This window comes from Phocaeicola vulgatus ATCC 8482, from assembly GCF_000012825.1.
GTDB classification, from domain to species: domain Bacteria; phylum Bacteroidota; class Bacteroidia; order Bacteroidales; family Bacteroidaceae; genus Phocaeicola; species Phocaeicola vulgatus.
On record NC_009614.1, the window covers coordinates 3,800,262 to 3,824,081 of the forward strand.

Consider the following 23,820-nt stretch of genomic DNA (forward strand, 5'->3'; position numbering starts at 1 on the left):
GATATTTGCATAAGAAACAAGGAGTGGTTGGTGGTTAATGCACCACTAGTTGATCATCATTAGTCGATAATTTTTATGAATACATTGAAACCTCGTATAGCATCTCTGTTACAACAACTGAATGAAAGGGTTTTTGAAAAGGAGCATATTGTGGCTCTGGCTCTGCTTTCGGCTGTGGCAGGGGAAAGCATTTTCCTTTTAGGCCCTCCGGGAGTAGCTAAAAGTATGGTAGGGCGCCGGCTGAAACTGGCATTCCGCAACGCTTCCGCATTTGAATATCTGATGTCACGATTCAGTACGCCGGACGAAATATTCGGCCCTGTCTCCATTTCCAAACTGAAAGACGAAGATACGTATGAGCGTATTGTCGATGGTTATCTGCCTTCTGCCACCATTGCTTTCCTGGACGAGATATGGAAAGCCGGACCGGCCATTCAGAATGCATTGCTCACCATTATCAATGAAAAAATATACCGTAACGGACAGTTTTCCATCCGTGTTCCTCTGAAAGGGCTGATTGCCGCTTCCAATGAACTGCCTGCCCAAGGACAGGGACTGGAGGCCTTGTGGGACCGTTTCCTGCTTCGCTGTCTGGTGGGAGGCATTGAGGATATGGGAGAATTTGACCGGATGATTTCCTCTACGGATGAAACGGAACCGGTGGTGGACGAGCAACTGCAGATCACCGATGAGGAATACATCCGGTGGGAAAAGGAGATGGCTGCCATTAAAATCCATTACTCTATTTTCGAAGTGATTCATGCCTTGAAAGACCGGATAGAGCAATATAACCTCCAGATACAAAATGAGGGGGGTGTGTCGTCTCCTCTGTATGTGTCGGACCGCCGGTGGAAGAAAATGGTGAAGCTGCTGAAAGCTTCCGCTTTCCTGAACGGATCGGACACTATCCGCCTTTCGGACTGTACATTGCTGTCCTATTGCCTTTGGAGTGAGATGGATCAGATGGAGGCGGCAGAGGAGATGGTGAATGCTGCCATTCAGAAAAGTGCCGAAGGCTATCTGCTGAATATAAAAGGGCTGGAACAGGACATTGAAGAACTGAAAGACCGACAATCGTCCGAACACAGTTTGCGTGAAGTGAACGATCCGGGCATACAGGTTATCGATACTTATTATTATCAGGTAGAAGGCGTCCGGATGAAAGAGCGCCTCCTTATTTTTGCAGCCGACTATCAACATCTGGATCAGACCGGTAAATTATTCTACCTGCATAAGGACAAGTACAAAGCCAACTGCTGTATTCTGAAGAAATATGATTCCATACTCCATGCCAAAGTTCCGCGTAATAAGATATATACGCTGAAAAAAGGGCTTCGTTCCATTTATATCAATAATTATGAATATCACTTGATGTGCTATGAGGATTGTCCTCCACCGCCGCCCGAACCCGAGCCGGAGGATTTCGGAGCCAAATATAAATCGGTGGCCGAAGCGTTGGACAGAGTGGAGAAGGATTGGTCCGGGCTGCTGGATGCGGAAACGGAATATTATGAGAAGCATTTGTTTCTCAGCGAAAGGCAGCGGGCTTCCATGCAGAGGATGCTTCGCCACCAGAAGAATACCATAGACCGATATAAGAATGATTTGAACGAAATGGCAGATGCGTACCGAAAAGAGAACCAGGAATATAAGATTGAGAGATCTGAAGATGATCTATTCTCAGGAACTGAAAGATAGGACATTCAAAGCATACGAGGAGGATGTGAGCAACGGGGTGGTGCGTCAACGCGAACTGGAAGAGAAAGTGTTGATGTACTATCGGCGTACCACACCTTCTTTGCAGGAATATTATTCCCGCTACACTCCGGAGTGGGAGGCTTTCTATTCTTCGGAACATCTGCCAGATATGGCATTCTTGCAATACTTGAAGCAGATGCGCGGTGCTTTCAAAAAGAGGTATGAACTGGCGGAACTGAATATTGACTATTATATCAGTTTGCTGGAGAACGCTTCTCTGCTGAGAGGAGAGGGGGCCCGGACCAAGGAGTTCTTTTTGGATAAATGGCATCAGTTGCTTACCCGCAAAGAGTATGACTATCAGTACATGCATATAAACAGTTTATGTGAAGGTTTTGATTTGTTGATCCGGAAGCAAGGAAAGGAGTCGGGTAACAAACTGTTGGGGTCGCGCATGGAGTGGCTGCTTCATAATTATCCTGATTTGTACCGGAGGATGCTTCCGTATGAAACAGTGATGAAGCGCAATCCGGCTATCCGGCAATTGGCGCGTCTGCTGGGCAAGAAGCACCGGGACCAACAAAAATACGATTCTTTGTCGGGCGTAGATAAAAAGAGGCTGATCAGGCACTCTCCGCATAGTGATATCACAGGGGTGACTTTGGGAAATGATTTGAACAGTTTGCTGCCCGTCGAGTATTGCTATCTGGCGGATGATGCGCTGCGTGCCGTATTTATGGAACGATATGCCGAAAAGAGATTGCAACTGTTCGATTACCAGTCCAAGGAAACGGAACCGGTAAAGGATGACAAGCATAAGGTTTCGGGGCAAGGACCCTATATTATCTGTGTGGATACTTCCGGCTCCATGCAGGGAAACAGAGAGATCTTGTCCAAATCGGCTATTCTGGCTATAGCGCAACTGACGGAGAAAACCCATCGGAAATGTTATGTCATCAATTTCTCGGATGAGGCTGTATCGTTGTTGATTGAAGATTTGGGGCGGGATATGCCCAGGTTGGCGGAGTTTCTGAATAAACGTTTTGACGGTGGAACGGATATAGAGCCGGCTCTTCGGGAAGCTGCGCATATCATCAACGGAAATGATTTCCGTGAATCGGATATCGTATTGATCTCAGATTTCGAGATGCCGCCTTTATCCCGCAATTTAATGGAACAGGTAAAAGTGATTAAGCGGAGGAAGACTTCTTTCTTCGGATTGGTGTTCGGCAACAAGCCTGAGATGGAATACTTGAATCTTTGTGAACGTTATTGGGAAATGTAAGTTACAATTCTGTTACATAAATATGAAATGAATATTACTTGCTTTCTGCGCGTAATAACTTCATCATCAAATTAATGGTTATTCATTTTTAGTATAGGTCATTCCTCTTACATTTGTTATAAAGTAAAAAACAAAAGAATACAATGGGAAGAATGACTTATGTTAAAGCATTGATGTGCCTGTTATTTCCCTCTGCTGCTTTAGTTGCCCGCGCGCAACACCCGGTTGCCGGGGATTTGAAGTGTAAACTGACCGGACGGATGCTTATGGATGGTGGCGTTTATTTAAAGAATGACAACCTGTTTGGTAACGGTACGGAGTTTAATGACTTGCGGTTGGGGGTGAAAGCGACCTATCAGAATTGGAGCATGAAAATGGAGGTGGGGTATGTAGGGAATAAGGTTTCCATAAAGGATGCCTTTGCTGCTTATACTTCGGGCAAGCATATTATTCAGGTGGGACAATTTTATGAACCTTTCACCTTGGACATGCTATGCAGTACGTACGATCTTCGTTTTCACCAGTCACCGGGAATCGTGCTGGCTTTGACCAATGGCAGACGGATGGGAACCTCTTATACCTACAATGGAAAACATTATTATGCTTCCGGAGGCTTCTTTACAGACAGTGACCTGGGTAATGTGAAAAACATTTCACAAGGATATGCCATAGACGGTCGTTTGGTGTATCGTCCTGTAAACGAAGAGGGAAAATTGTTACACATAGGTGCGGCGGTGGTGTATCGTACTCCGGATAGCGCATTGCCGGGAGATGAAGACGAGAATACGTTTATTTATAAATCTCCGGGGGTGAGCACTATTGATAACCGGAATCTTATTTACGCCAAGGTAGATCATGCAAAGTACCAGTTGAAACAAGGGGTGGAATTAATGATCGCTCATCAGAGGTTCTTTTTGCAAGGGGAGTATATACGGACTATGGTGAAGCGTGAACAGAATTTCACAAATTATACAGGACATGGCGGATATGTGCAATGCTCCTGGTTGTTGACAGGCAGGCAATATGGGTATGATGAAGCATTGGCTTGTCCGGGCAGACCTGTGGGGCGGGCATTGGAGCTGTGTGGAAGATTTAATATCCTTGATATGAATAATGAGGAAGCCGGTGTGTGGGGAGGGGCTCAAAAGGATTTTTCATTGGGCGTGAATTATTACATGAATAAGCATATAGGGATGAAGCTGGCTTATAGCTGGGTGATGCCGGGAAAGCATATAAAGGAGATTAGTGATAAGAATTTCAGTGTCGTGCAGCTCCGGTTCCAAATGATCTTGTAACGGAAGAAGGGTAGAAACAAATTCGGGCGCAATCACTGCGCCCGAGCCATAAAGCTAGATTTATTTTTTATTTTGCGACGGTCTTGATAGCTTCAATCAATCTGCTGAAATCTTCGGGGAACACATCACCGATGTTTCCGATGCGGAAAGTATCTGCCTGGGAAATCTTTCCCGGATAGATAACGAATCCTTTTTCCTTCAACTGATGATAGAATTCCTTGAAATCGAACTCCTTGTCAGGATAAAGGAAGGAAGTGATGACAGGGGATTGGACTTCATCTTTCAGTAAGGTCTTGAATCCCAGTGACCGCATACCTTCTACCAGTACATCGTGATTACGGCAGTAGCGTGCATGCCGGGCTTCCACACCGCCTTCGGCTGCCAGTTCGTCCATGGCTTGTTTAAAGGCACGCACTACATGTGTAGGCGAGGTGAAGCGCCATTTTCCATGTCCTTTCTCCATCGCATCCCATTGGTCGTAGATGTCCAGAGAAAGACTCTTTGATACTCCTTTACAATATTGTAATTCGGATTTACGTGCAATGATGAAACCAAAGCCGGGAACTCCCTGAATACATTTGTTGGCACTGCTGATCATAAAGTCGATGCCTAATTCCTCTACATCCAACGGCACGCCGCCAAAGCTGCTCATTGCATCCACTATCAGCTTTTTACCATGCATCTTTACCATGTGGGCTATTTCCTTTAACGGGTTCAGGATACCGGTTGTAGTTTCGCAATGTACCACTGCCACATGCGTGATTTCTGCATTGTGTGCCAGATAATCATCCACATACTCCACAGATACTTGTTCTGTTTCATCAAAGGCCAGCATATCATAGTTCATTTCATGATATTCTGCAATGTTTCCCATGCGGTCTCCGTATGCACCGTTGCTCAGAATCAATAATTTGTGTTTGGGCGTAATCACACTTCCCAAGGTCGCCTCTACGCAATAAGTACCGCTTCCCTGCATCAGGATGCTGGTGTACTCATCTGTTTTTCGTGTAGCCAGTTGTACCAATCCTTTACGTATTTCCTCTACGATGTGAACATTGTAGTCTTCATCCCATGTGCACCAGTCGGTCATCATGGCTGTTTTTACGCTTTCAGAAGTGGTTAAAGGGCCGGGGGTTAAAAGTAAGTATGGTCTCATAATCGTTTAATTCATTTTATGGTTAATAATTTCAATAATTTCGGGAAGTTCGGCAATGGTGTTTACTACATAATGCGCACCTGCCATATACATACGTTTTCTGACTGCTGCCATGCGTCTGTTCAACTCTTCTGCAGGCAGTTTTCCGGTTTCCTCTTGGGTGAGTCCCATTTCGTTGCTGCCCAGAATCACACCGACAGTCCATACACCGGCATTCACACCTTCTTTGATATCGGCTATCGTATCCCCGTATTTTATTACGCTTTGAACGGAAGGTATGGCCAGATCAATCATGTTCTGGTAAATCATGTAGGGTTGCGGACGTCCTGCCGGAAGATTGTTGGAAGTCACACAGTTGTCTGTGGTATAGCCATGGGCGGCGGCACCGGGCAGCACAATGTTCATCATGGCAGTAGTATATCCGGTGGTGGAACCTATCTTGATGCCGTCCCTTTTCAGTTTCTCGATTACTTCGATTACACCGGGAATAGGAGTCGTATATTCTTCCAGGGAGGCGAACAAGTGTTTTTCGAATTCTTTGTATATGGATACCACATCTTCCTCAGTCCAGTTGCGGTTATAGTTTTGTTTGAATTGCTCCGTCACACTTGGTAACTTGAATAATTCACGGATATGGTCTATTTTGGTCATACCCATGGGGCCTCGTGCTTCTTCCATTGTCACTGTCAGTCCTTTCTCGGCAAAAGCTTTCAGGAAAGCGGCTACCGGAGCGAAGCATCCATAGTCTACAGCCGTTCCGGCCCAGTCCATAATAACACACTCAATTTTCTTCATCTTCTTGTTTGTTGTTTATTTGGTTATACTTTTATTTTTATGTTATGGGTTACAGATGTTTTCTGCTGTTTCCTTTAAGTTGGTTAACGCCATCGGTGAAACGATGATCTTTTTATTTTTTTCTTCTTTTCTCAGCTGTCTTTCCAATTTATACCGTTGCATCAGATAGATGGCCGAACCGATGAATGCAATGCTGCACACAATGCCTACCCATCCCGAGAACTGGTTATAGAACTCCATCCAATTGATATCCGGGCTGCAAAATTCCTTGAACAGCAGTACACAGACAGTTCCTGTATATCCGATAAAGTCGATGGTGGCAATGAAGAATCCCACATTTCCTTTAATCTTGAAGCAGGCTATGAAGCGCTCGAAGAACAGAGTCTGGAAACTAAGATAAACGATGTACAGGCTCAGACTTTGGAGGAACAGCCAGTAAAGGGTAGGCAGTTGCAATGCATCATAATTAAAAGCCAGATAGCTGATTGTGCCCGCTCCACCAATAACCATAGCCAGAAGCACCTGCAATACTCTGTAGTTGCTGTTTATTAACGACATCATGGCAAAGATTCCCAAAATAATCAGCGTCACCATACCGTCCACTTGTGCGAACAACCAGGAAGAAATAGTGCTGACATCAATGATATTGACCAGAAAATCTTCTTTTATATCACGTAAAATAGTGATAAACAGATTGGCGAAGAACAGCATGATCAGCAAGGGCATATAACTTTTGAACAGTTGTCTGCGTTGCTCTCCGTTCAAGGTGACACGTTCCGAACGGAGGGCGCGGTCTTCATCTGTGGGTTGTGGCAACTTGTTGAGCGACCACCCCATGAGGATAAGGAGCGGGAAGGCTAAACCACCTATCAGGGCGGGCATCCAGAATTCTGTGACACCAAATGTATTGACTACAAACAATCCCATAGATTTAGCCATTCCTGAGCTCACCGCCATACTTACCCCCAGCAAGCTGGCCAATATATCGGTAACTTTGCGTCCTTCTATGAAACTGAAGATGACTCCCCACATGCATCCCAATGCCAGTCCGTTGAAGAATAGGGCAAACACATTAAAGGGTTGGGGGAGTAATCCGAAGAAGACTAAAGCGAGTTCTGCAAGGGCTACGGAGCATACCATGAACTTCAACCGGTCCTCGCGCTTCAATTCTGAAACAATCTTGATGGCAAAGAACTTTGAAATAAGGTAGCCGAAAATCTGCATGATGGTAGTGGCTACTTTATAGTCCATCCCGAAGAAATCCATTCCGTCAAAGGTGGCAGCTGTAAAAGGTTTGCGCAGGGCATATACCAGTGAGTATGACAGTAGTGCCGCCCCTCCTGCCCACAGGATAAACAGGAAACTGGATATCTGTTTGTTTGTTTCGCTTTTTGCTTCCATTATACTAATTGATATTGACTAATTGTTTTGTTTCTTTTCTTTGTAGGAACCTCACTCCTCGTGTCCTTGGATTGCTGTTTCCGGAAGCAAAAGTAGGGGCCTTTCGAGAGAGAAAAAATGAATCTTTATGATTAATATTTTTCATATTCCACCTGTTGTATGATGTAACATTAATGTAATGTATATGTCATTGTATGTTCATATAAAAACTTGTATTTTGCAAGTTCAATAAAGAAGAAGAGAACAATGAATGATTTGATAGAAATATACCGAAGAATAGAATATCTCCGTAACAATGGTTTGAAAATGAAGGAGATAGCAGATTATGTAGATATGGCTCCCAGTGTCTTGTCTGCTCTTTATTCCAGCGTTCTGCCCACTTATGTAACCTCATTGAAACAAGGACACTCTGAAGAAGATTCATTAGATTTGGCTTTGGCGCAGGTCAATAATGTGTCAAAAAAACGTCTGTTGGGCAATTTGGCAAGTACCAAAGAGTTGCTTTTCAGTTTGGAACCTGCCCATGGTGAGGCAAAGACCAATCCTTTTATGGAGATGATGACTGCCGAGATGCAGCGTTCCGTGCAGGAAGTTTATAATTATAGCGGAAGTTATCTGAGCTATAGTCTTTCTTCTTCGTGCCAATGCCTTAAAGTGGAACCCTATCTGATAGAGGCTTCCGAAGACAATACGTATGTGAAGGTGACTCACATGAGTGCCTATAATACAACGCATCGGGGAGTGGGATTATTCAATAATCATCAGAACGGGTATATTTTCTTTAACGAGCGTGAGTCACCGCAAATGGCTTTGTTCAGTATTTATCTGCAATTGCCGATGTATGATTTTCCGCCGTTCCTTAAAGGTTTGTATCTTAGTCTGGATTACAACAGGAATCCGATAGCGCGCCGTATCTTGTTTGTAAAGCAAGGAGACAGTACAGACATGGAGGAATTCCTGGAACTGAAAGGGGAGCTGGTTCCACTCGATAAGTTGACAGAATTACAAAAGAAGTATTATGACTATACTTGTCAGGAGGGAGATTGTATCCGTACCTGCATGGTTCCGTCTCCCCAACTGAATGAAAATGATTTGGAGAGGGAAAAAAAGATTTTGTCTTTATGATTCGTACATTGGAAACGGCTTGTAATAACAACATATCGCATCCGTCGCTGTTACATAAGCCTTTTCTCTTCCTTGATCAAGCCTTTTTATACGGATGTATTCTATCTCCCAAGTCTTTGGAGTTATCTCCATAAGCTTTGGAGTTGACTCCCAAGGCTATGGAGATAACTCCAAAGGCTTGCGGAGATAAAACAAACAGGAAGAAAACCTTTAACCCTACGGCGGGAAAGGTTTAGAGATATGGGTAAGATCTTTTAAGGATGAATCAGATTACAAGGCTACGCATTCCTTACGGAGGAATACCCTTTTGCAGACTTGCTCATCCACTGTAGGGATGGATTTCATGCCATTCCTGCAATGGATGATGTTTTGTCAATGCTTATGATAGAAATGTACTTATATTACCCGATGCGGAAATATAAAGTTTATGCATGGCACGGGTGCAGGCTACATATAACATGCTGCGGTCTATTTCTGTTCTATAGTTTTTATCAGTTACAAATGGAACAATCACTTCGTCAAACTCCAGCCCTTTTGCCATGTGGGCTGTAGTAATGACCACCCCATTGACAAAAGCTACACTTTCTTCTGTCAGCAAACAGATCTTATCAGACAAATGATTGATGGCTGCATACAACTTGTCCGCTTGTTTTACGGTTTTGCATATAATACCCATGGATACATCAGCTCCTTTCAGGAAAGAGGTGATGAGGTTTTCTATCCATTCTATCTCTTTCTTTTCAGTAGGCAGCAAGGCGACTGCCGGTTCCTCTCCATGACGCTCTATAGCTTCCAGTTCCTCGTTCTTGGCAATGCGTTGGGCAAACTCTGTGATTTCATACGTGGAGCGATAACTTTTACAAAGCTTCATCACTTCCGAGCCGACCAGTACACGTTGGATCTGTTCGCAGGTGGTGGAACTGTATGGATTTACTGATTGCTTTGCATCTCCCAATATTGTTTTCCGGCAGGGGAATAATTTAGCCAGAACTTTGTATTGTATCGGAGTATAGTCCTGCATTTCGTCTACCAGCAGATGCTTGATGCCATACATGGTTTTATTATCTTCCAGGGCCAGTTTCAAATAAAGTAATGGAGCTACATCCGCATATTCCAATTTCCGGTTTTTACCCTGCTTGAACATTTCCGGTTTTCCCAGCCAGTCATAAAATCCCTTGTACAAGTCGAGGTCTTTATTGTTGAACATCTTTTTCAGTTCATTACCCAACTGCCGTATCTGTATTTTTCCCATCGGCTCTTGGTGATAGGTGAAAGTCAGTTCGCGGGCAATTTCTTCTGCCATTGGTTGGAAACGGCTTCGCATGGGCAGGCGGTGCCATGCCGCGAAACGTTCTTTCAGGTACTCGGCAGGGATAGGGATACGCCCTGCTTTCAGGTCGGTTGGCCGAAATGCGTTTTGTTCCAAATATAGAATGTATTTATCCATCTGCTGGATAAATTCGGTGGTGGATTTGAATCGGATACGTTCTATAAAATCTTCTTCCTCTTTGTCCAGTATTTCGGCCACCTGGTCAAAGAAGGTTTGTATTTTATATTTGTTGTCCAGTATTTTGAGCATTAATTCCTCAAAGCCGCATTCTTCAATTTTTTCTTCTCCCAATTCGGGAAGTACGTTCGAGATGTAATCGGCAAATACTTTATTGGGGGAAATGATCAGGATATCATTGGACGTGATTTCCCCTTTGTGCCGATATAGCAGATAGGCTACGCGGTGCAAGGCGATGGATGTTTTTCCTGAACCGGCTACTCCCTGGATAATCAGGGTGTTCGATGTATCATTACGGATAATTTTATTCTGTTCCCGTTGGATGGTGGCGACTATATTCTTCATCCGGTCATCGGAGTTTCCACTCAATTCCTTCTGAAGGATGTCATCTTGAATATTCAGTGAACTTTCCAGCATGAATTCCATTTTTCCGTCACGGATGCGATACTGGCGTTTCAGACGGATGTTACCTTTCACTTCTCCCGAGGGGGCGTCGAAATGTGCTTCTCCTAATTCATAATCATAGAACATGCTGGAGATGGGGGCACGCCAGTCGTGTATCAGATTTTCATTGGTGGGAGGATTGAAAAATGAGTGTATACCTATATATAATGGCAGGACTTCGGGTTGCCCTTTTTCTTGAAAGTCGATGCGACCGAAATAGGGGATGGCCATCATTTTGCGATAACGTTTCTTTTTCTCGGCCAAGGACTCGCTGGCTGCTACTTGTTGGGTGACTATCTGCCGGACCGCACTTTTCTCGGCTCGGTCCAGTTCGGACAGATTTTCCCACAAGTAGAGTTTGTGCTCCATTACGTCTTTGGATTTATCTTCAATGGCCTTATCCATCTGTTCGATATTGGCAGCTAATAAAGCAATAATATCCATGAGATAGGCTTTTTCTTCCTTTTCAGTCCGGTTAAATATCATAGCGCGTATTGGTTTGTAGTTTTATTACCGGGCGAAATTACACAAATATGTTTAATGTTATTCCCTTTGTATGGAGAAAAGTGGATGTAAATTTGTTCTTTGTCCGGTTGTTTGGGTTACTCTGATATGAATATTGCAGGAATGGAAGCCGCTCTTTTCTTTGTGGAAAAAAGGTGGAGGAACTTTCACAAGCTCTCCGTCCCAACCGTAGCAGGTACATGTAAGGAGAATGTTCACGGAAAAAGAATAATGCACAATCTTTTTTTGAGAGATTGTGCATTATAATATAGAAATATACAGTTTGTTATTACTGGCTTTTATAGCTGTTTATCTGAGATTAACCGTGCGATGCGGGTCTTGTTCTGTGTTCCTTTGGTAAGCAGGTAAACGTGCTTATACGCATCGCGGTTCAGTTCGGTGGGAGAACCGTTGATAAGAATGATGTTCCGGTCATTGGCGAATTTCAGGATACCGCTGATGTTGTTGGGATGTAGTTTGCCTATTTCATCCATCATGCAGTGTAACTTGAAATCTTTGAATTTGCGGGATGCTCCTTCCTTGAACACATTCAGCAACATGATGTTTATCATCGCTTTTACCAGAATGTCGGTTCCTTCCGACCCCACATTGGCTATCTTCTCGATAAATCCGGTGTCATTGCCGTTCTCCACAATGCGGAAACGCAACTCGAAGGAATCATACAGGCGGATACTGTCATAGCGGTAAGCATGTATTTCCTTGATAAAGGTACGCAGCAAAGTGATAGCCTCTTCTTTCACCAATTGCTCTTTGGCAGAGGAGAACAGGTTGGTTTCCGGTGAGAGGTCATAGCCGTAATCATGGTAATATTTCTGTATCTCACGCAGAATATTCACTACGCGGTTGCTGCTCTCTTCCACTTTCATTTCAATGCGCTGGATGACTCCCACAAAATTGCAGGTGGCGAAACCTTTATTGATTTCACGGATCACATCTTGAATATCATCTTCCGATGAAGTCAGCATGGAGGTGTCCATACTGATACGTTTGAAGGTATCCCAATGCTCGTTGTTGATGCGGCGGATGTATTCGTCTATGCGGTGTTCTTCCACAAAGTCGTGCAGTTCGTCGGCAAAGCGTACATATTCCCAATCCTCGTTGAATTTTACGCGGAACTTGAAGGTGTTGTCCTCATCAAAATGTCCGGTGAAAAGGTTCACTTCTTTACGGAGCTTGCTTTGCACCTGCGTGAATTGGTTGGCCTGGCGGGTCAGTTCGTCAATCAGCTCCATACAGGTCTTGGTGGTCTGCATGGTTTGCGTGTTTTCGGAACGGAATATATCCTGATGCGGTTTATACCAGTCGTATGCCGGAATCTTGCTGTAAGCCTCCAGGTTCTTTTGCAGTTCCCTTACATTTTCTTCCGCTTCTTCCCATTCTTTGTTCAGAAGGTCTATTTTTTCTTGTAGGGAGGATGTTTCCACTCTCAGCGTTTCCCGTTCCAATTGGAGCAGACGTTTTTGTTCATCGTGCTCCCGTTGCCATCCGGGAATACGGTCTATCAAATCCCGTTTGTCTTTTTGGTATTCGATGACCAGTGTCGCATTCTCCTTAATGAAAGAAAGCTCTTTTTCCAGTTGGACCAGTTGGTTGGCAATGTCTTGCAGACGTTCGGTATCTGCTCCCTGCGAGTGAAGCTCTTTCTGCATATCCGCTTCATATTCGGTTTTGATGGAGGAAATTCTGCGTTGTTCTTCTTTTTCTTCCTTCCCGATAACTTCCGCTTGTGTCTTTTTTTCGGCGGCAAGAGCCTGTTGTTGCTTGTTCCATTCCTGCTTCAGGCTATCCAGTTTCTCTGTCTTTTCTTTGTTCAGGTTTTTTAGCTTGCTGTTTATACCGTCCAGTTCGGCAACCCGTTTGCGCTGTTCGTTTTCCAATCGGTTTATTTTGGCATTCCGTTCCTCATTGGCTTTCTTCTTCCACTCTTCCAAGTCGAGCATATCCTGCTGGTATTGGCGTTCCAATTGTTCCAGTTCATACTCTATTTGGCTGATAATGGCTTTTTGTTCCTTTATCTGCGGTTGGTATTTGCGTTTCAACTGTTCCTGCAACTCCTCCCTTTCAGTTTGCTGGCGTTGCATGGCAGCAGTGATTTCTTCCAGACGTTTTTCACCGTTTTCTTTCTCGACGATATAATCGTCTATGGATTTGATGGGGCGGTGGATGCTGTCTAAATTAATGGAAATGCCATAGAATGAGTTTCCCCCCTCAATGGTAATTTGCGGAAAAAGCCCCCGTTGCCATAAAATGCTCTCATCACACAGTTTGCCGATATTCTCTTCCCATCCCTTTTTGTTTTCTTTCAGCCAGCCTTGCAAGGTGTCTTTGCTGTTGTTCAGAAAAGCTTGTAATTCGTCTATGCGGGGACGGAGTTGCAGCATCTCCTGTTGCAGTTTTTGCAAGGTCAGGTCTTTTTCTTTCAACTGTTTCTGCTGTTCCTCTTCCCAAGTCATGGTCAGTTCCTTGATGATGAGCTGCGCTTGGGCGATACGGTTTTTCCGTTCCGTATGAAAGTTGGCATAGTTTTGGATACGTGTTTTCAATTCTTGTTGCTCTTCCTCAAAGAAAACCTCCTTTCTGCATAATTTTATCTGGTAATCTATAGCGTTCAGTTCGCCCAGTTTCTCGGCTTTCAGCGGATGGAGTTGCTGTGACAGGCTTTCGAACTCCTGGTAAAGGGAATCAGTGAACCGCTGGTATTCTTTGCGGGCCTCTTCCAGACGCTCGTTGTATGCATTGTTTAATGTATCCAGTTGTTTGATTTTCGCTTCATGAATCTTGTTCCATTGCTCGTCCAAGGCCTGAATCAGCGATTTATACTTGGTGGATATTTCCATATATTGTGAGGTAAGGATGCGTTGTTCTTCCAGCAATCCCACCTGCCGGTTCTTCCATTCCTCTTTTTTGGAAGAGCGTTCTATAATCTCTTCTATGTTCTTGTTCTGATAGTCCTTTTCTTTGCCTAATGCCTTTTGCAGTTCGTTGTTCAGCACTGCCAGCGCTTCCTGTAACTTGTCGCTGCGTTTGCGCGATTCATCCTGAAGCTCCTGTTTCCGGCGTATCAGTTTTCCTTTGTCGGCATCCGTGCGGTCTTGTTTCTCTTTCCATTGGGGAAGGATACTTTCGGCTTTGCGGAAAGCGGCAACCAGTTCGCGGCAATTCTGCACCAGTCCGCCTTGCAGTTTGGATGTTTGTTGGGATAACAGTGTGATTTCCCGAGCCTGTTTCCGGGTTTCCCGTTTCTGAAATTCTTCGATATCCTTCAGACGGGTTTCAAAGTTTTTCAGATGCTCCTTGTAACTGTTCAGGTCGATGGCCGTTTCATCTTCATTCAGAGAAGAAATGATTGTTTTCTTGATAAATTCAGCATCCAGTTTCGAATTCAGCAACACGTTCTGTATAGTGCGCGGAATATTCTGGTATTGCTTGCTCTCCATCAGCGAGTACCGGCTGAACTCAGGACTTGTACTGTTTCCATACAGAATGTTCCGATACTCGTCGTAGGTATAGATGATACGTGAATATTCTATGCCATATTGGTCCAGCACGGCACGCACGCGGTCGCTCTCGCTATAGGCCACCCGATTCTCGTCTATAAAGAATTCTTTGCGGTAAGGAGAGTGGATGAAGCGGTAACATACACGGTTCATCGATTTGAAACTCAGAATACAGAACGCACCGTTCTCTGTTGCCACTTCGTAAACGATATACGAATTGGAGTAGGGAAAATAGTAATCCGTGTAATTCTGCTTTTCCACCGAAATGCCCAGCCGTTGCGTGTCGGCATTGTAAAAGAAAAGGATAGCACGCAGAAGGGTACTTTTTCCCACTCCCTGCGTACCGATGAAGTGAACGTTTCCGTCCAGATAGATATCGTCCGAATAAGGGATATTCGCACTATTGATAAAGATAATTCTACTCAGGTTTCTCATCTTCGGTTTCGTCGTAAATGTTGATACTTTCAATCAGTCTTTCCAGATAATGCCAGGCGCTCATCACTTTATACGTATTGGTTTTCTCATTTTCCTGTTCCAGGAACGAGTCTTTGGTGAGCTGGCGTATCATGTTTTCCAGCACTTCCTTGCGGATGTCCTTGTCCGAGAAGTGTTTCCGCATACCGTCCAGTTTGTTTTGGAGCAGCATGTTGATGTTGGTTTCCACCAATATCTGTTCGGGCTGGAAGCGGAATCCGGGACCGAATGTTTCATCGTAGGTTTTGAAAAAATCGAGCACATCTATCCAGTAATAGGCACGCATGATTTTTTGCTCCAGTGTGGCTTTAGGTTCTATACGGGAGAAGAAGAAATATTCGTTTCCCCGTTCCAGTGTATAGTTTATTTGTGAGAAATACTGATAGAGAGATTCGTAGTTCTCATCTATTTCATTATACATATCGCGTACTTCTTCGCTGGTGCTGTTGGAACTGATGAACAGTCCTTTTTGCAGGTATTCAAAGATGGATGCGGTATTATCGGGTATTTGTATATTTAAATCCATAATTCTCAGAGTGGGTATATTTTAGCATATTCATATTGATTGTGGAGTCCGAACTCGTTCCGGATTTCCAGTTGGCTCTCGTAAAGTGAGACAATCTGACAGAAGAACGTGGTACGTTCCTTTTCATCCACTTCGCGATGGAAATGATATTGCAACAGAAAGGAAAAAAGGTCGCTGACCGGCTCTCCTTTCCAGCGGGCTTCTGCCCCCGACTGCACAAAGGCGGTTACCACTTCGTCCAAATTAATCACTTCTTCGTACATGGCCTGTGCTTCCAAGTCTTCTTCACTGAAAGCTCCGGCTTCATTTTTCCGTACAATTTCACGATACTTCTGATTGCTGATAACTTTCAGAATGATGGGACGCACTTCGTCACTGGCCAAATAGCTGGGGGACAGTTTGAACGATGCTTGTGTATTGCCTTCCAACAGGAGGGAGCGTTCCCGTTCCATTATTTCAGACAGATTACTCCGGGCACGTAACTCGAACTGATCTTGCAGATATTTTACTTTTCGTATTTTTTCTACCAGTATCACCTGATTCTTTATTTGGTTCAGGTAATTGATGATATCCTGCTGGGCACGAATCAGACTGTGAGCTGATAGTTGCAGTTCCTGCCGCAGTTCGAGCAGGATGCGGGTCAGCTCTTCGTCAGTGGCTTGGCGGAAGAAATCCCGTTCTTCATGCAGAATCAGATGTTCGGTAGAGTCTATCAACCGCTGGATGTTGATTCGTTTCTTGTCCAGATTTTGCAGTTTGGCTATTTTTATCTGGTATGTGGGCTCGTGTTTGAAAGCATTATCAATATTGTGTTGAAGGTTGATAATGTTCCGTATCGTTACACGTGCCAGTTTCTGAAAGGTAATCTTGATATTGCGTACATAACTTTCCTTGCGCGACTGGATCTTTTCTTTCAGGTAGTAGTCCATCAGTTCGTGCAGGTACTCTATGTTTTCCTCTACGGTAGCCGTGTTGATTTCCTCGTTCGCTTCCAGCAGCAGTTCGAAGAAATCAAGGAATCGGGCATCCAGTTCCACAAAGTTTCCGTTTTGGTGTATGATTTCCTTTTCGATGAGTATCTTTAAACGGTTTTCATCCTCTTTCAATAGGGCTAGTGCGTCCGAGTATCGAAAACTAAGTACTTTTCTCTTCTCAAACATCTCTACCAATAGCCCTTTAGCTACAAAAATCGTATTTATTATTTCGTGAATTGATCGGAATATATACATTGTTTTTTCTCCAAAAAAGTCCGGCGAAGTTACTTTAAATGGTTGGAAAAACCTAGCGTTTTATGCTAAAAAGCATATAAATAGTGAAGTAAAAGGTGGAAAATGTTGGAGTATAAATGGGCAAGAGGGAAGTCGTTGCATGAAGTGTCTGTCGCTTAATGGTGCTATATTTCTCAGATGCGGCTGGCACGAATAACGTAGTTCGTGCCGGCGCGTCTGGAAAATAGAATACTTTAGGAGCTTTACGGTTCTGAATGAAATAAAGGCAGATAAACCGGATGCCTATATTTTAGAACAGTTGGGCTGTGCGGGTTATTTGCAGGCTAGTTCGAATATCTCTTTACTGTATTCTTTGTTCAGTTTTACATAATTACCTACTAATTCACCTTTGTTTTCATGCAGTTTTTTCACTAGCAGTTCAATATCAGGATGTTCTATACCCAATTCTTTGAAATTGACCGGCAGGCCCATGTATCTGAAAAAATGCTTCAATCGTGATATGCCGGCAAGTGCCATTTCTTCCAAATCCTCATTCTCGGGAACTCCGAAAACGCGGTTTGCAAACCGGGCAATCTTTTTCGGGTTATGTTCTGCCATGAATGTCATCCATGCAGGTACGATTACTGCTAGTCCTGCTCCATGTGTCACATTATATACAGCACTGATTTCATGTTCCAGAAAATGTGATGCCCAGTCTTCCTCACAACCTACTCCGCAAGTACCGTTATGGGCAATTGTCCCACACCACATGATATTGGCGCGTGCTTCGTAATCGTTCGGGTTCTGCTTCACTTTATATGCTTCTTTGATGATAGCCATCAAAGTCCCTTCACACAGCCGGTCACTGATTTCTACATCGGGAGTGTTGGTAAAATAACGTTCCATAATGTGTACCATCATATCGGCAATGCCACAAGCTGTCTGGTAGGGGGGGAGAGTATAGGTCAGCTCCGGATTCATCACAGCAAAAACAGGCCGTAGTAATTCCGGTACACGCAAACTTAGTTTTTGCAGACCTTCCAGTTTGGTAATCACCGTATTGCCCGAACCTTCGCTGCCGGCAGCGGGAATAGTAAGTACCACACCCACTTTTAAGGCCTTCTTCACTTTGGCTTTTCCTATATAGAAATCCCAAAAATCACCTTCGTAGGGCACTCCTGCCGCAATGGCTTTTGCAGTGTCAATGACAGAGCCTCCCCCTACGGGAAGCATAAAGTCCACGCCTTCTTTGCGCGCCAGTTCAATGCCTTCGTAAACTTTCGGGTCAGTAGGATTAGGTTGTACGCCTCCTAATTTTACATAATCCACTCCTGCCTGTTGCAGAGAATCTTCTATGCGTTGCAGTAATCCGCTGCGAATAATAGAGCCTCCACCGTAAACAATCATTGCCTTCCGGGCGTTATACTTTTTAGCAAGAGTACCGGTTTGGATATCTGTATCCTTGCCAAATACAAACTCGGTAGGGCTGTAAAATACAAAATTGTTCATTTGCTTACTCCTTATATTATTTTGTTGTTTGAAACCAAAACAAAGTTAAGGAAATATATTACCTTTGCCGCCTAAATTTAGTAAAAAGATGAAAACGGACATTGAAATAGCACGCAGCATTGAGCTGGTCAAGATTAAACAAGTGGCTCGGGAAACCGGTATTCCTGTAGAGCACATCAGTAACTACGGGCGCTATATTGCCAAAGTGGATGAAAGTCAGATAAACGAAGAAAAGGTGCAGCAGAGTAACCTTATTCTAGTTACTGCCATCACTCCTACCAAAGCCGGTATTGGTAAGACCACTGTTTCCATCGGATTGGCTTTGGGACTGAATAAAATAGGAAAGAAAACAATTGTTGCCTTGCGCGAGCCGTCGCTAGGTCCTTGTTTCGGAATGAAAGGGGGAGCTGCCGGAGGAGGATATGCCCAAGTTTTGCCGATGGATAAGATTAATCTTCATTTTACAGGTGATTTTCATGCCATCACTTCCGCTCACAATATGATTTCGGCCTTGTTGGACAATTACCTTTATCAGAATCGTGATAATGGTTTCGGATTGAAGGAAGTGCTGTGGCGTCGTGTGTTGGATGTGAATGACCGTTCCCTCCGTTATATTGTTACAGGACTAGGACCGAAGACCAACGGAATTACCCAGGAGTCAGGTTTTGATATTACTCCTGCATCTGAAATTATGGCTATTCTGTGTCTGGCCAAGGATGAAAAGGACCTGCGTCGTCGCATTGAAAATATTTTATTAGGTTTTACGTATGACAACAAGCCTTTTACTGTAAAAGATTTAGGAGTTGCCGGAGCCATTACAGTTCTTTTGAAAGATGCTCTTTCTCCTAATCTGGTACAAACTACGGAACATACTGCTGCCTTTGTTCATGGGGGGCCGTTTGCCAATATCGCTCACGGTTGCAACTCTATTCTGGCAACCAAGATGGCAATGACTTTTAGTGATTATACTATTACCGAAGCCGGATTCGGGGCTGACCTGGGAGCGGAGAAGTTCTATGATATTAAGTGCCGTAAAGCAGGTGTCACACCTAAACTGACCGTCTTGGTGGTTACTGCCCGTGCATTGAAAATGCATGGCGGCGTATCACAGGATAAGATAAAGGAACCTAATCTGGAAGCTTTGAAGCAGGGTGTGGCCAATATGGATAAGCATTTGCGTAATTTGAGATATTTCGGTCAGACAGTTGTCGTTGCGTTTAACCGTTATGGGGATGATTCGGAGGAAGAAGTGGATTATATCCGTACCCATTGCGAGAAGAAAGGTGTGGGCTTTGCAGTGAACAACGCCTTTACTGATGGTGGCGAAGGGGCAGTAGAATTGGCGGAACTGGTTGTGAAAACCATTGAGGAACAACCTTCCGAGCCTTTGCAATATGCCTATGATGATGAGGATAGTGTAGAAACTAAAATATCGAAGGTGGCTTGTAATTTATACGGTGCCAGCATTATTACGTATAGTGCCGCTGCCCGTAAGAAACTGAAGCATATTGTAGAATTGGGATATGGAAATTTCCCTATCTGCATTGCCAAGACGCAGTATTCATTCTCTACCGACCCCAAAATTTACGGTGCGGTAGACAATTTTGAATTCCATGTACAAGATATTGTGATGAATGCCGGAGCTGAGATGCTGGTAGTCATTGCCGGAGAAATAATGCGTATGCCGGGATTGCCGAAGGAACCGCAGGCATTGCATATTGATATCGTGAATGGTGAAATAGAGGGGTTGTCGTAACCCCTCTTTTTTTTACTGAACTTATACTGTTTTACATTGACGAGATTAAACACCAGGTGTAAATGGAAAGTCCGATACCTGTTACCAATCCTACAGATGACCATCTGATAAACAACTTGTCTTTATATTTGCAGCCATAGCATAAGCCTGTAATGGCGCACATGGAAATTCCGATTGGAAATACAAAGAATCCTATTGAGATAATCCCGATAAGTATAATGATACCCATGATGGTTAGAACTTTGTTTCTTGCTGTCATAGCTTTTATTGTTTGGTGTTGAATGTATATGGATTATATGCGACAGTAAAAGTACAAAATTATTGTTTAGAATCAGACTTTTATCCGTTTTTTATATATTTGCATTATTTAAAAAGTGGATGGATGGCGGGTGTCTTGACTCCCGGACGGCATCGTAAATGCATGTCTCGGATTCGTAGTAGGAATACAAAACCTTCTGTCAGAAATGAGCACTTGAATGGGGCATTGTTTACGCTGAACCATTTGTTCTTGGAAAATTTTGCAGTACGTCATGCGGTTTCGTATGGAGAGAGCGGCAGGGAATTAAATCTGGTTGCGGCCGAAGATAAAACGGAATATGAGAAAGATAAGCTTTTATAAAAATCGAACTAATCAGTAACGATAAAATGGATATGAAACATGTAAAGTATCTGGCTCTTGTCCTATGCATAGGGAATCTGTCGCCTGTGATGGCGCAGACAGCCTCGAAAAGTCTCACAGTAGACAATTTAGTTGCCTGGCAGCGTATCAGCGGGCAAGCTATTTCTGATAATGGAAAGTGGGTGGCATGCAAGATGGAACCTTGGGAAGGAGATGCTGTGGTGAATTTGTATGATGCACAAGGGAAGGAACTTGCCACTTTTCCGCGGGCGGACCGTTTTCTTTTCTCGGCTTCTTCCGACTATTTGGTTGTGTCGCAGAAACCCGGCAAGATGATAGTGGATTCTCTGAAAATAAAGAAAACGAAGAAAGAAAAGATGCCGATGGATGCATTGGTCATTTATTCGCTTTCGGGCGGCAGGGAAGTGATTGATTCACTGAAAACATTCAGGCTGGCAGAGAAGGCGGACTGGGTTGCTTTTCAGAAGGGAAGGAAAGACTCGACTTTGTATGTCCAACCGTTGAATGCAAACCTCAGTACCCGGTATGAGGCTCCTGCTGTGAAAGCTTTCAACTTTGCGGAGAAAAGCGGAATGCTTTATTATATTACCGCAGGTGATAAAGCAGAGGAAAAGCCGGGATTGTATCTTCTGAATACGGAAACAGGTGTGAAGACGCTGATAAAAGAAGGTGACGGGGTGTTTAAACAGGTAACTTTTGATGAAGATGGAGCAAACTTGGCTTTCTTATATTGTGCACAGAAAGATTCTTGTTATAAAGCCATGAGCTTGTGGCTGTCACAGCAGGGAGCACCGGCAACAGAAGTTGCGGCACGTGGCAATCGGGCTTTTCCGAAAGGATGGGTAATCAGCGAGCATGGGAAATTACAATTTTCGAAGAGTGCTTCCCGGTTGTTTTTTGGCACATCGCCTGAGCCTAGACAAAAGGATACGTTGCAATTGGCGGAGAACCGTCCCAATGTGCAGGTGTGGAGTTGGGACGAGCCGGTGCAATATACTGTACAGGATTATAATAAGGAGAAAGAGCTGAAAAGAAGCTATCAAGCGGTTTATCATATAAATGGTGGTCGTATTTGTCAGCTGGCAGATGAGGAGCTGTCTCAGATTTTGCTGGGAGATGAAGGAGATGCCCCGTTGGCATTGCTTTCCACTTCGCGTCCTTATTCATTGTCCTCCATGTGGGAAGGGCGGACACGCAGTGATTATTACACAGTGTCTTTGGAAGATGGCAGCCGTAAATTACTGGCATCGGCGGATTATGGCAGATACCGTCTTTCACCACAAGGCAAGTATGCGTATTGGTATGCTGAAACAGACAGTTGTTGGTATACTCTTTCTATGGCAGACGGGAAAAAAAATCAGTTGACTAGCCCCGCTTCTTTCCTCGCATGGGATGAAGAGAATGATGTACCTGACTATCCGAACGCACATGGAACTGCCGGATGGACGGAACGGGATGAGTCCCTTTTAATTTATGACCGTTATGATATTTGGAAATTCGATCCGGATGCCATGAAGGAACCTGTCAATCTGACGATGAATGGACGTAAGAACCGGATTTCATATCGTTTGGTAAAACTGGATAAGGAGGAGCGTGTGATTGACCTGAACAAGCCACAGTTGTTGAAAGGCTTTAATGAAGTGACCAAAGGGAACGGGTATTACAAGGCTCGTCTTTCCACCGCTGCTTCTCCCAAAGAATTGATGGCGGGTAACTATATGTTACGCAGTATTTCTAAGGCGAAAAATACAGACCATGTAATCTATACGATGGAAAGTTTTGAGCAATATCCTGACCTTCATTATGCTACACTCGATTTCAAGAAATCTATTCGGCTGACTCATGGCATTGACCAACAGAAAGACTATTTGTGGGGAACTGCCGAACTGGTTTCGTGGATATCTTTAGATGGCCGTAAGTTGGAAGGGGTGGTGTACAAGCCTGCCGATTTTGATCCGGCCAAGAAATACCCGATGATTGTGAGTTTCTATGAGCGAAATTCGGAAACTCTGTTTAATTACCGGATGCCGGAACCCCATCGGTCTACCATTGATTATCATCTTTATAACAGTAACGGGTATATTGTGTTCAATCCGGACATACGTTATGTAGACGGTTATCCGGGTGAGAGTTGCTATAACTGTCTGATGCCGGGGGTTGCCATGCTGATAGGCAAAGGTTATATTGACGAGAAAGCCATAGGGGCGCAGGGACATAGTTGGGGCGGTTATCAAGTGGCTTATCTGGCTACACGTACTGATTTGTTTGCGGCTATTGAGTCAGGTGCTCCGGTGGTCAATATGTTCAGTGCCTACGGAGGTATCCGTTGGGGATCGGGGCTGGCACGCTCGTTCCAGTATGAACATACTCAGAGCCGTCTGGGCGGTACGCCTTGGAGTACTCCGTTGCGTTACTTGGAAAACTCTGCTCTGTTCACGATGGACAAGGTACAAACACCTGTTTTAATCATGCATAATGACGCTGACGGACATGTGCCCTGGTATCAGGGAATAGAATATTTTGTGGCAATGAAACGTCTTGGAAAGCCTTGCTGGATGCTGAACTATACAGGCGAACCGCATTGGCCGACAAAGATTGCCAACAAAATAGATTTTCAAAAACGTATGTTCCAGTTCTTTAATCATTATCTGAAAAAAGAAGCAATGCCTGGATGGATGTCCGATGGGGTTCCGGCTGTAGAACAGCCTTATGAATTAGGATACTGATATTATGTGTTCGGACTGCTATGGAACTCAAGTTGCTCCTACTGTGGATAAAGTAAAAGGATAGTTCCTGAAAAGAGGGAGGAGGTGTGTTAAAACTAAAATGACAGTTCCGAAAAGTTACAGATAGTAATTATAAACTTAAAAGGGTCGTATCAAGCTCTGTCTTGAGTAATGATACGACCCTTTCTTTAGTTTTTTAGGATGCTCAAATTTCAAATTATAAATTCATATTTTCAAAAACTGAATTTTGATC

At 44.0% G+C, this 23,820-nt stretch carries 16 protein-coding genes; 7 read left to right on the plus strand and 9 right to left on the minus strand.

All coding sequences use genetic code 11. The features are described from left to right. Positions 1 to 75 precede the first annotated feature (75 nt). From BVU_RS15140 to BVU_RS15150, 3 genes are all read left to right on the plus strand, one after another. Complete coding sequence (locus BVU_RS15140; protein ID WP_012055507.1) at positions 76 to 1,698, plus strand: AAA family ATPase; 1,623 nt, start codon at positions 76 to 78, stop codon at positions 1,696 to 1,698. Next, complete coding sequence (locus tag BVU_RS15145) at positions 1,670 to 2,983, plus strand: vWA domain-containing protein (protein ID WP_049764444.1); 1,314 nt, start codon at positions 1,670 to 1,672, stop codon at positions 2,981 to 2,983. The genes BVU_RS15140 and BVU_RS15145 overlap by 29 nt, the downstream gene beginning before the upstream one ends. A 143-nt stretch (positions 2,984 to 3,126) precedes the next feature. Next, positions 3,127 to 4,278: an OprO/OprP family phosphate-selective porin gene (locus BVU_RS15150; protein WP_012055509.1), complete on the plus strand. Its 1,152-nt coding sequence runs from the start codon at positions 3,127 to 3,129 to the stop codon at positions 4,276 to 4,278. 67 nt (positions 4,279 to 4,345) lie between these two features. On the opposite strand, the gene BVU_RS15155 is transcribed toward BVU_RS15150, so the two are convergent. From BVU_RS15155 to BVU_RS15165, 3 genes are read right to left on the minus strand one after another with little or no spacing between them, the layout of a single operon-like run. Then, the gene (locus tag BVU_RS15155) at positions 4,346 to 5,434 is read right to left on the minus strand and encodes a 2-aminoethylphosphonate--pyruvate transaminase (RefSeq protein WP_012055510.1); all 1,089 of its coding nucleotides are present in this window, start codon (positions 5,432 to 5,434) and stop codon (positions 4,346 to 4,348) included. A gap of 6 nt (positions 5,435 to 5,440) precedes the next feature. Next, positions 5,441 to 6,229: a phosphonoacetaldehyde hydrolase gene (phnX, locus tag BVU_RS15160; RefSeq protein ID WP_012055511.1), complete on the minus strand. Its 789-nt coding sequence runs from the start codon at positions 6,227 to 6,229 to the stop codon at positions 5,441 to 5,443. A gap of 42 nt (positions 6,230 to 6,271) precedes the next feature. Next, the gene (locus BVU_RS15165) at positions 6,272 to 7,630 is read right to left on the minus strand and encodes a DUF5690 family protein (protein WP_005847737.1); all 1,359 of its coding nucleotides are present in this window, start codon (positions 7,628 to 7,630) and stop codon (positions 6,272 to 6,274) included. Positions 7,631 to 7,876: 246 nt separating this feature from the next. Here BVU_RS15165 and BVU_RS15170 point away from each other — a divergent pair, with 246 nt between their 5' ends. After that, positions 7,877 to 8,755, plus strand: a complete 879-nt coding sequence (locus BVU_RS15170) for a hypothetical protein (RefSeq protein ID WP_012055512.1) — start codon at positions 7,877 to 7,879, stop codon at positions 8,753 to 8,755. Between the two features lie 379 nt (positions 8,756 to 9,134). On the opposite strand, the gene BVU_RS15175 is transcribed toward BVU_RS15170, so the two are convergent. The 5 genes from BVU_RS15175 to BVU_RS15195 form a co-directional block, all read right to left on the minus strand. Then, positions 9,135 to 11,192: a HelD family protein gene (locus tag BVU_RS15175; protein WP_005846861.1), complete on the minus strand. Its 2,058-nt coding sequence runs from the start codon at positions 11,190 to 11,192 to the stop codon at positions 9,135 to 9,137. A gap of 317 nt (positions 11,193 to 11,509) precedes the next feature. Beyond that, the gene (locus BVU_RS15180; RefSeq protein WP_005846864.1) at positions 11,510 to 15,163 is read right to left on the minus strand and encodes an ATP-binding protein; all 3,654 of its coding nucleotides are present in this window, start codon (positions 15,161 to 15,163) and stop codon (positions 11,510 to 11,512) included. After that, positions 15,147 to 15,728, minus strand: a complete 582-nt coding sequence (locus BVU_RS15185; RefSeq protein WP_005846867.1) for a condensin complex protein MksE — start codon at positions 15,726 to 15,728, stop codon at positions 15,147 to 15,149. Before BVU_RS15185 ends, BVU_RS15180 begins: the two co-directional genes overlap by 17 nt. Positions 15,729 to 15,733: 5 nt before the next feature. Beyond that, a complete protein-coding gene (locus tag BVU_RS15190) occupies positions 15,734 to 16,957 on the minus strand; it encodes a hypothetical protein (protein ID WP_005847734.1) in 1,224 nt (407 codons plus the stop codon). A 312-nt stretch (positions 16,958 to 17,269) separates the two neighbouring features. Further along, positions 17,270 to 18,445, minus strand: a complete 1,176-nt coding sequence (locus BVU_RS15195) for an iron-containing alcohol dehydrogenase (protein ID WP_005846871.1) — start codon at positions 18,443 to 18,445, stop codon at positions 17,270 to 17,272. Positions 18,446 to 18,533: 88 nt separating this feature from the next. On the opposite strand from BVU_RS15195, the gene BVU_RS15200 reads away from it, so the two are divergent. Beyond that, on the plus strand, positions 18,534 to 20,201 hold the full coding sequence (locus tag BVU_RS15200; RefSeq protein ID WP_005846873.1) for a formate--tetrahydrofolate ligase: 1,668 nt from the start codon (positions 18,534 to 18,536) through the stop codon (positions 20,199 to 20,201). A gap of 31 nt (positions 20,202 to 20,232) precedes the next feature. Here the strand turns inward: BVU_RS15200 and BVU_RS21770 are convergent, their stop codons facing one another. After that, on the minus strand, positions 20,233 to 20,460 hold the full coding sequence (locus BVU_RS21770; protein WP_005847732.1) for a hypothetical protein: 228 nt from the start codon (positions 20,458 to 20,460) through the stop codon (positions 20,233 to 20,235). Positions 20,461 to 20,583: 123 nt separating this feature from the next. On the opposite strand from BVU_RS21770, the gene BVU_RS15205 reads away from it, so the two are divergent. Both BVU_RS15205 and BVU_RS15210 read left to right on the plus strand, forming a co-directional pair. Continuing rightward, positions 20,584 to 20,820, plus strand: coding sequence for a hypothetical protein (locus tag BVU_RS15205; protein WP_012055515.1), 237 nt, complete (start codon positions 20,584 to 20,586; stop codon positions 20,818 to 20,820). A gap of 32 nt (positions 20,821 to 20,852) precedes the next feature. Then, positions 20,853 to 23,567, plus strand: a complete 2,715-nt coding sequence (locus BVU_RS15210; RefSeq protein WP_012055516.1) for an alpha/beta hydrolase family protein — start codon at positions 20,853 to 20,855, stop codon at positions 23,565 to 23,567. Positions 23,568 to 23,820 lie beyond the last annotated feature (253 nt).

Excerpts from the sequence above, each read along its gene's own strand:
- BVU_RS15140 (WP_012055507.1), top strand. The coding sequence starts at position 76 with ATGAATACATTGAAACCTCGTATAGCATCTCTGTTACAACAACTGAAT.
- BVU_RS15145 (WP_049764444.1), top strand. The coding sequence starts at position 1,670 with ATGATCTATTCTCAGGAACTGAAAGATAGGACATTCAAAGCATACGAG.
- BVU_RS15150 (WP_012055509.1), top strand. The coding sequence starts at position 3,127 with ATGGGAAGAATGACTTATGTTAAAGCATTGATGTGCCTGTTATTTCCC.
- BVU_RS15155 (WP_012055510.1), bottom strand. The coding sequence starts at position 5,434 with ATGAGACCATACTTACTTTTAACCCCCGGCCCTTTAACCACTTCTGAA.
- phnX (WP_012055511.1), bottom strand. The coding sequence starts at position 6,229 with ATGAAGAAAATTGAGTGTGTTATTATGGACTGGGCCGGAACGGCTGTA.
- BVU_RS15165 (WP_005847737.1), bottom strand. The coding sequence starts at position 7,630 with ATGGAAGCAAAAAGCGAAACAAACAAACAGATATCCAGTTTCCTGTTT.
- BVU_RS15170 (WP_012055512.1), top strand. The coding sequence starts at position 7,877 with ATGAATGATTTGATAGAAATATACCGAAGAATAGAATATCTCCGTAAC.
- BVU_RS15175 (WP_005846861.1), bottom strand. The coding sequence starts at position 11,192 with ATGATATTTAACCGGACTGAAAAGGAAGAAAAAGCCTATCTCATGGAT.
- BVU_RS15180 (WP_005846864.1), bottom strand. The coding sequence starts at position 15,163 with ATGAGAAACCTGAGTAGAATTATCTTTATCAATAGTGCGAATATCCCT.
- BVU_RS15185 (WP_005846867.1), bottom strand. The coding sequence starts at position 15,728 with ATGGATTTAAATATACAAATACCCGATAATACCGCATCCATCTTTGAA.
- BVU_RS15190 (WP_005847734.1), bottom strand. The coding sequence starts at position 16,957 with ATGTATATATTCCGATCAATTCACGAAATAATAAATACGATTTTTGTA.
- BVU_RS15195 (WP_005846871.1), bottom strand. The coding sequence starts at position 18,445 with ATGAACAATTTTGTATTTTACAGCCCTACCGAGTTTGTATTTGGCAAG.
- BVU_RS15200 (WP_005846873.1), top strand. The coding sequence starts at position 18,534 with ATGAAAACGGACATTGAAATAGCACGCAGCATTGAGCTGGTCAAGATT.
- BVU_RS21770 (WP_005847732.1), bottom strand. The coding sequence starts at position 20,460 with ATGACAGCAAGAAACAAAGTTCTAACCATCATGGGTATCATTATACTT.
- BVU_RS15205 (WP_012055515.1), top strand. The coding sequence starts at position 20,584 with ATGGCGGGTGTCTTGACTCCCGGACGGCATCGTAAATGCATGTCTCGG.
- BVU_RS15210 (WP_012055516.1), top strand. The coding sequence starts at position 20,853 with ATGAAACATGTAAAGTATCTGGCTCTTGTCCTATGCATAGGGAATCTG.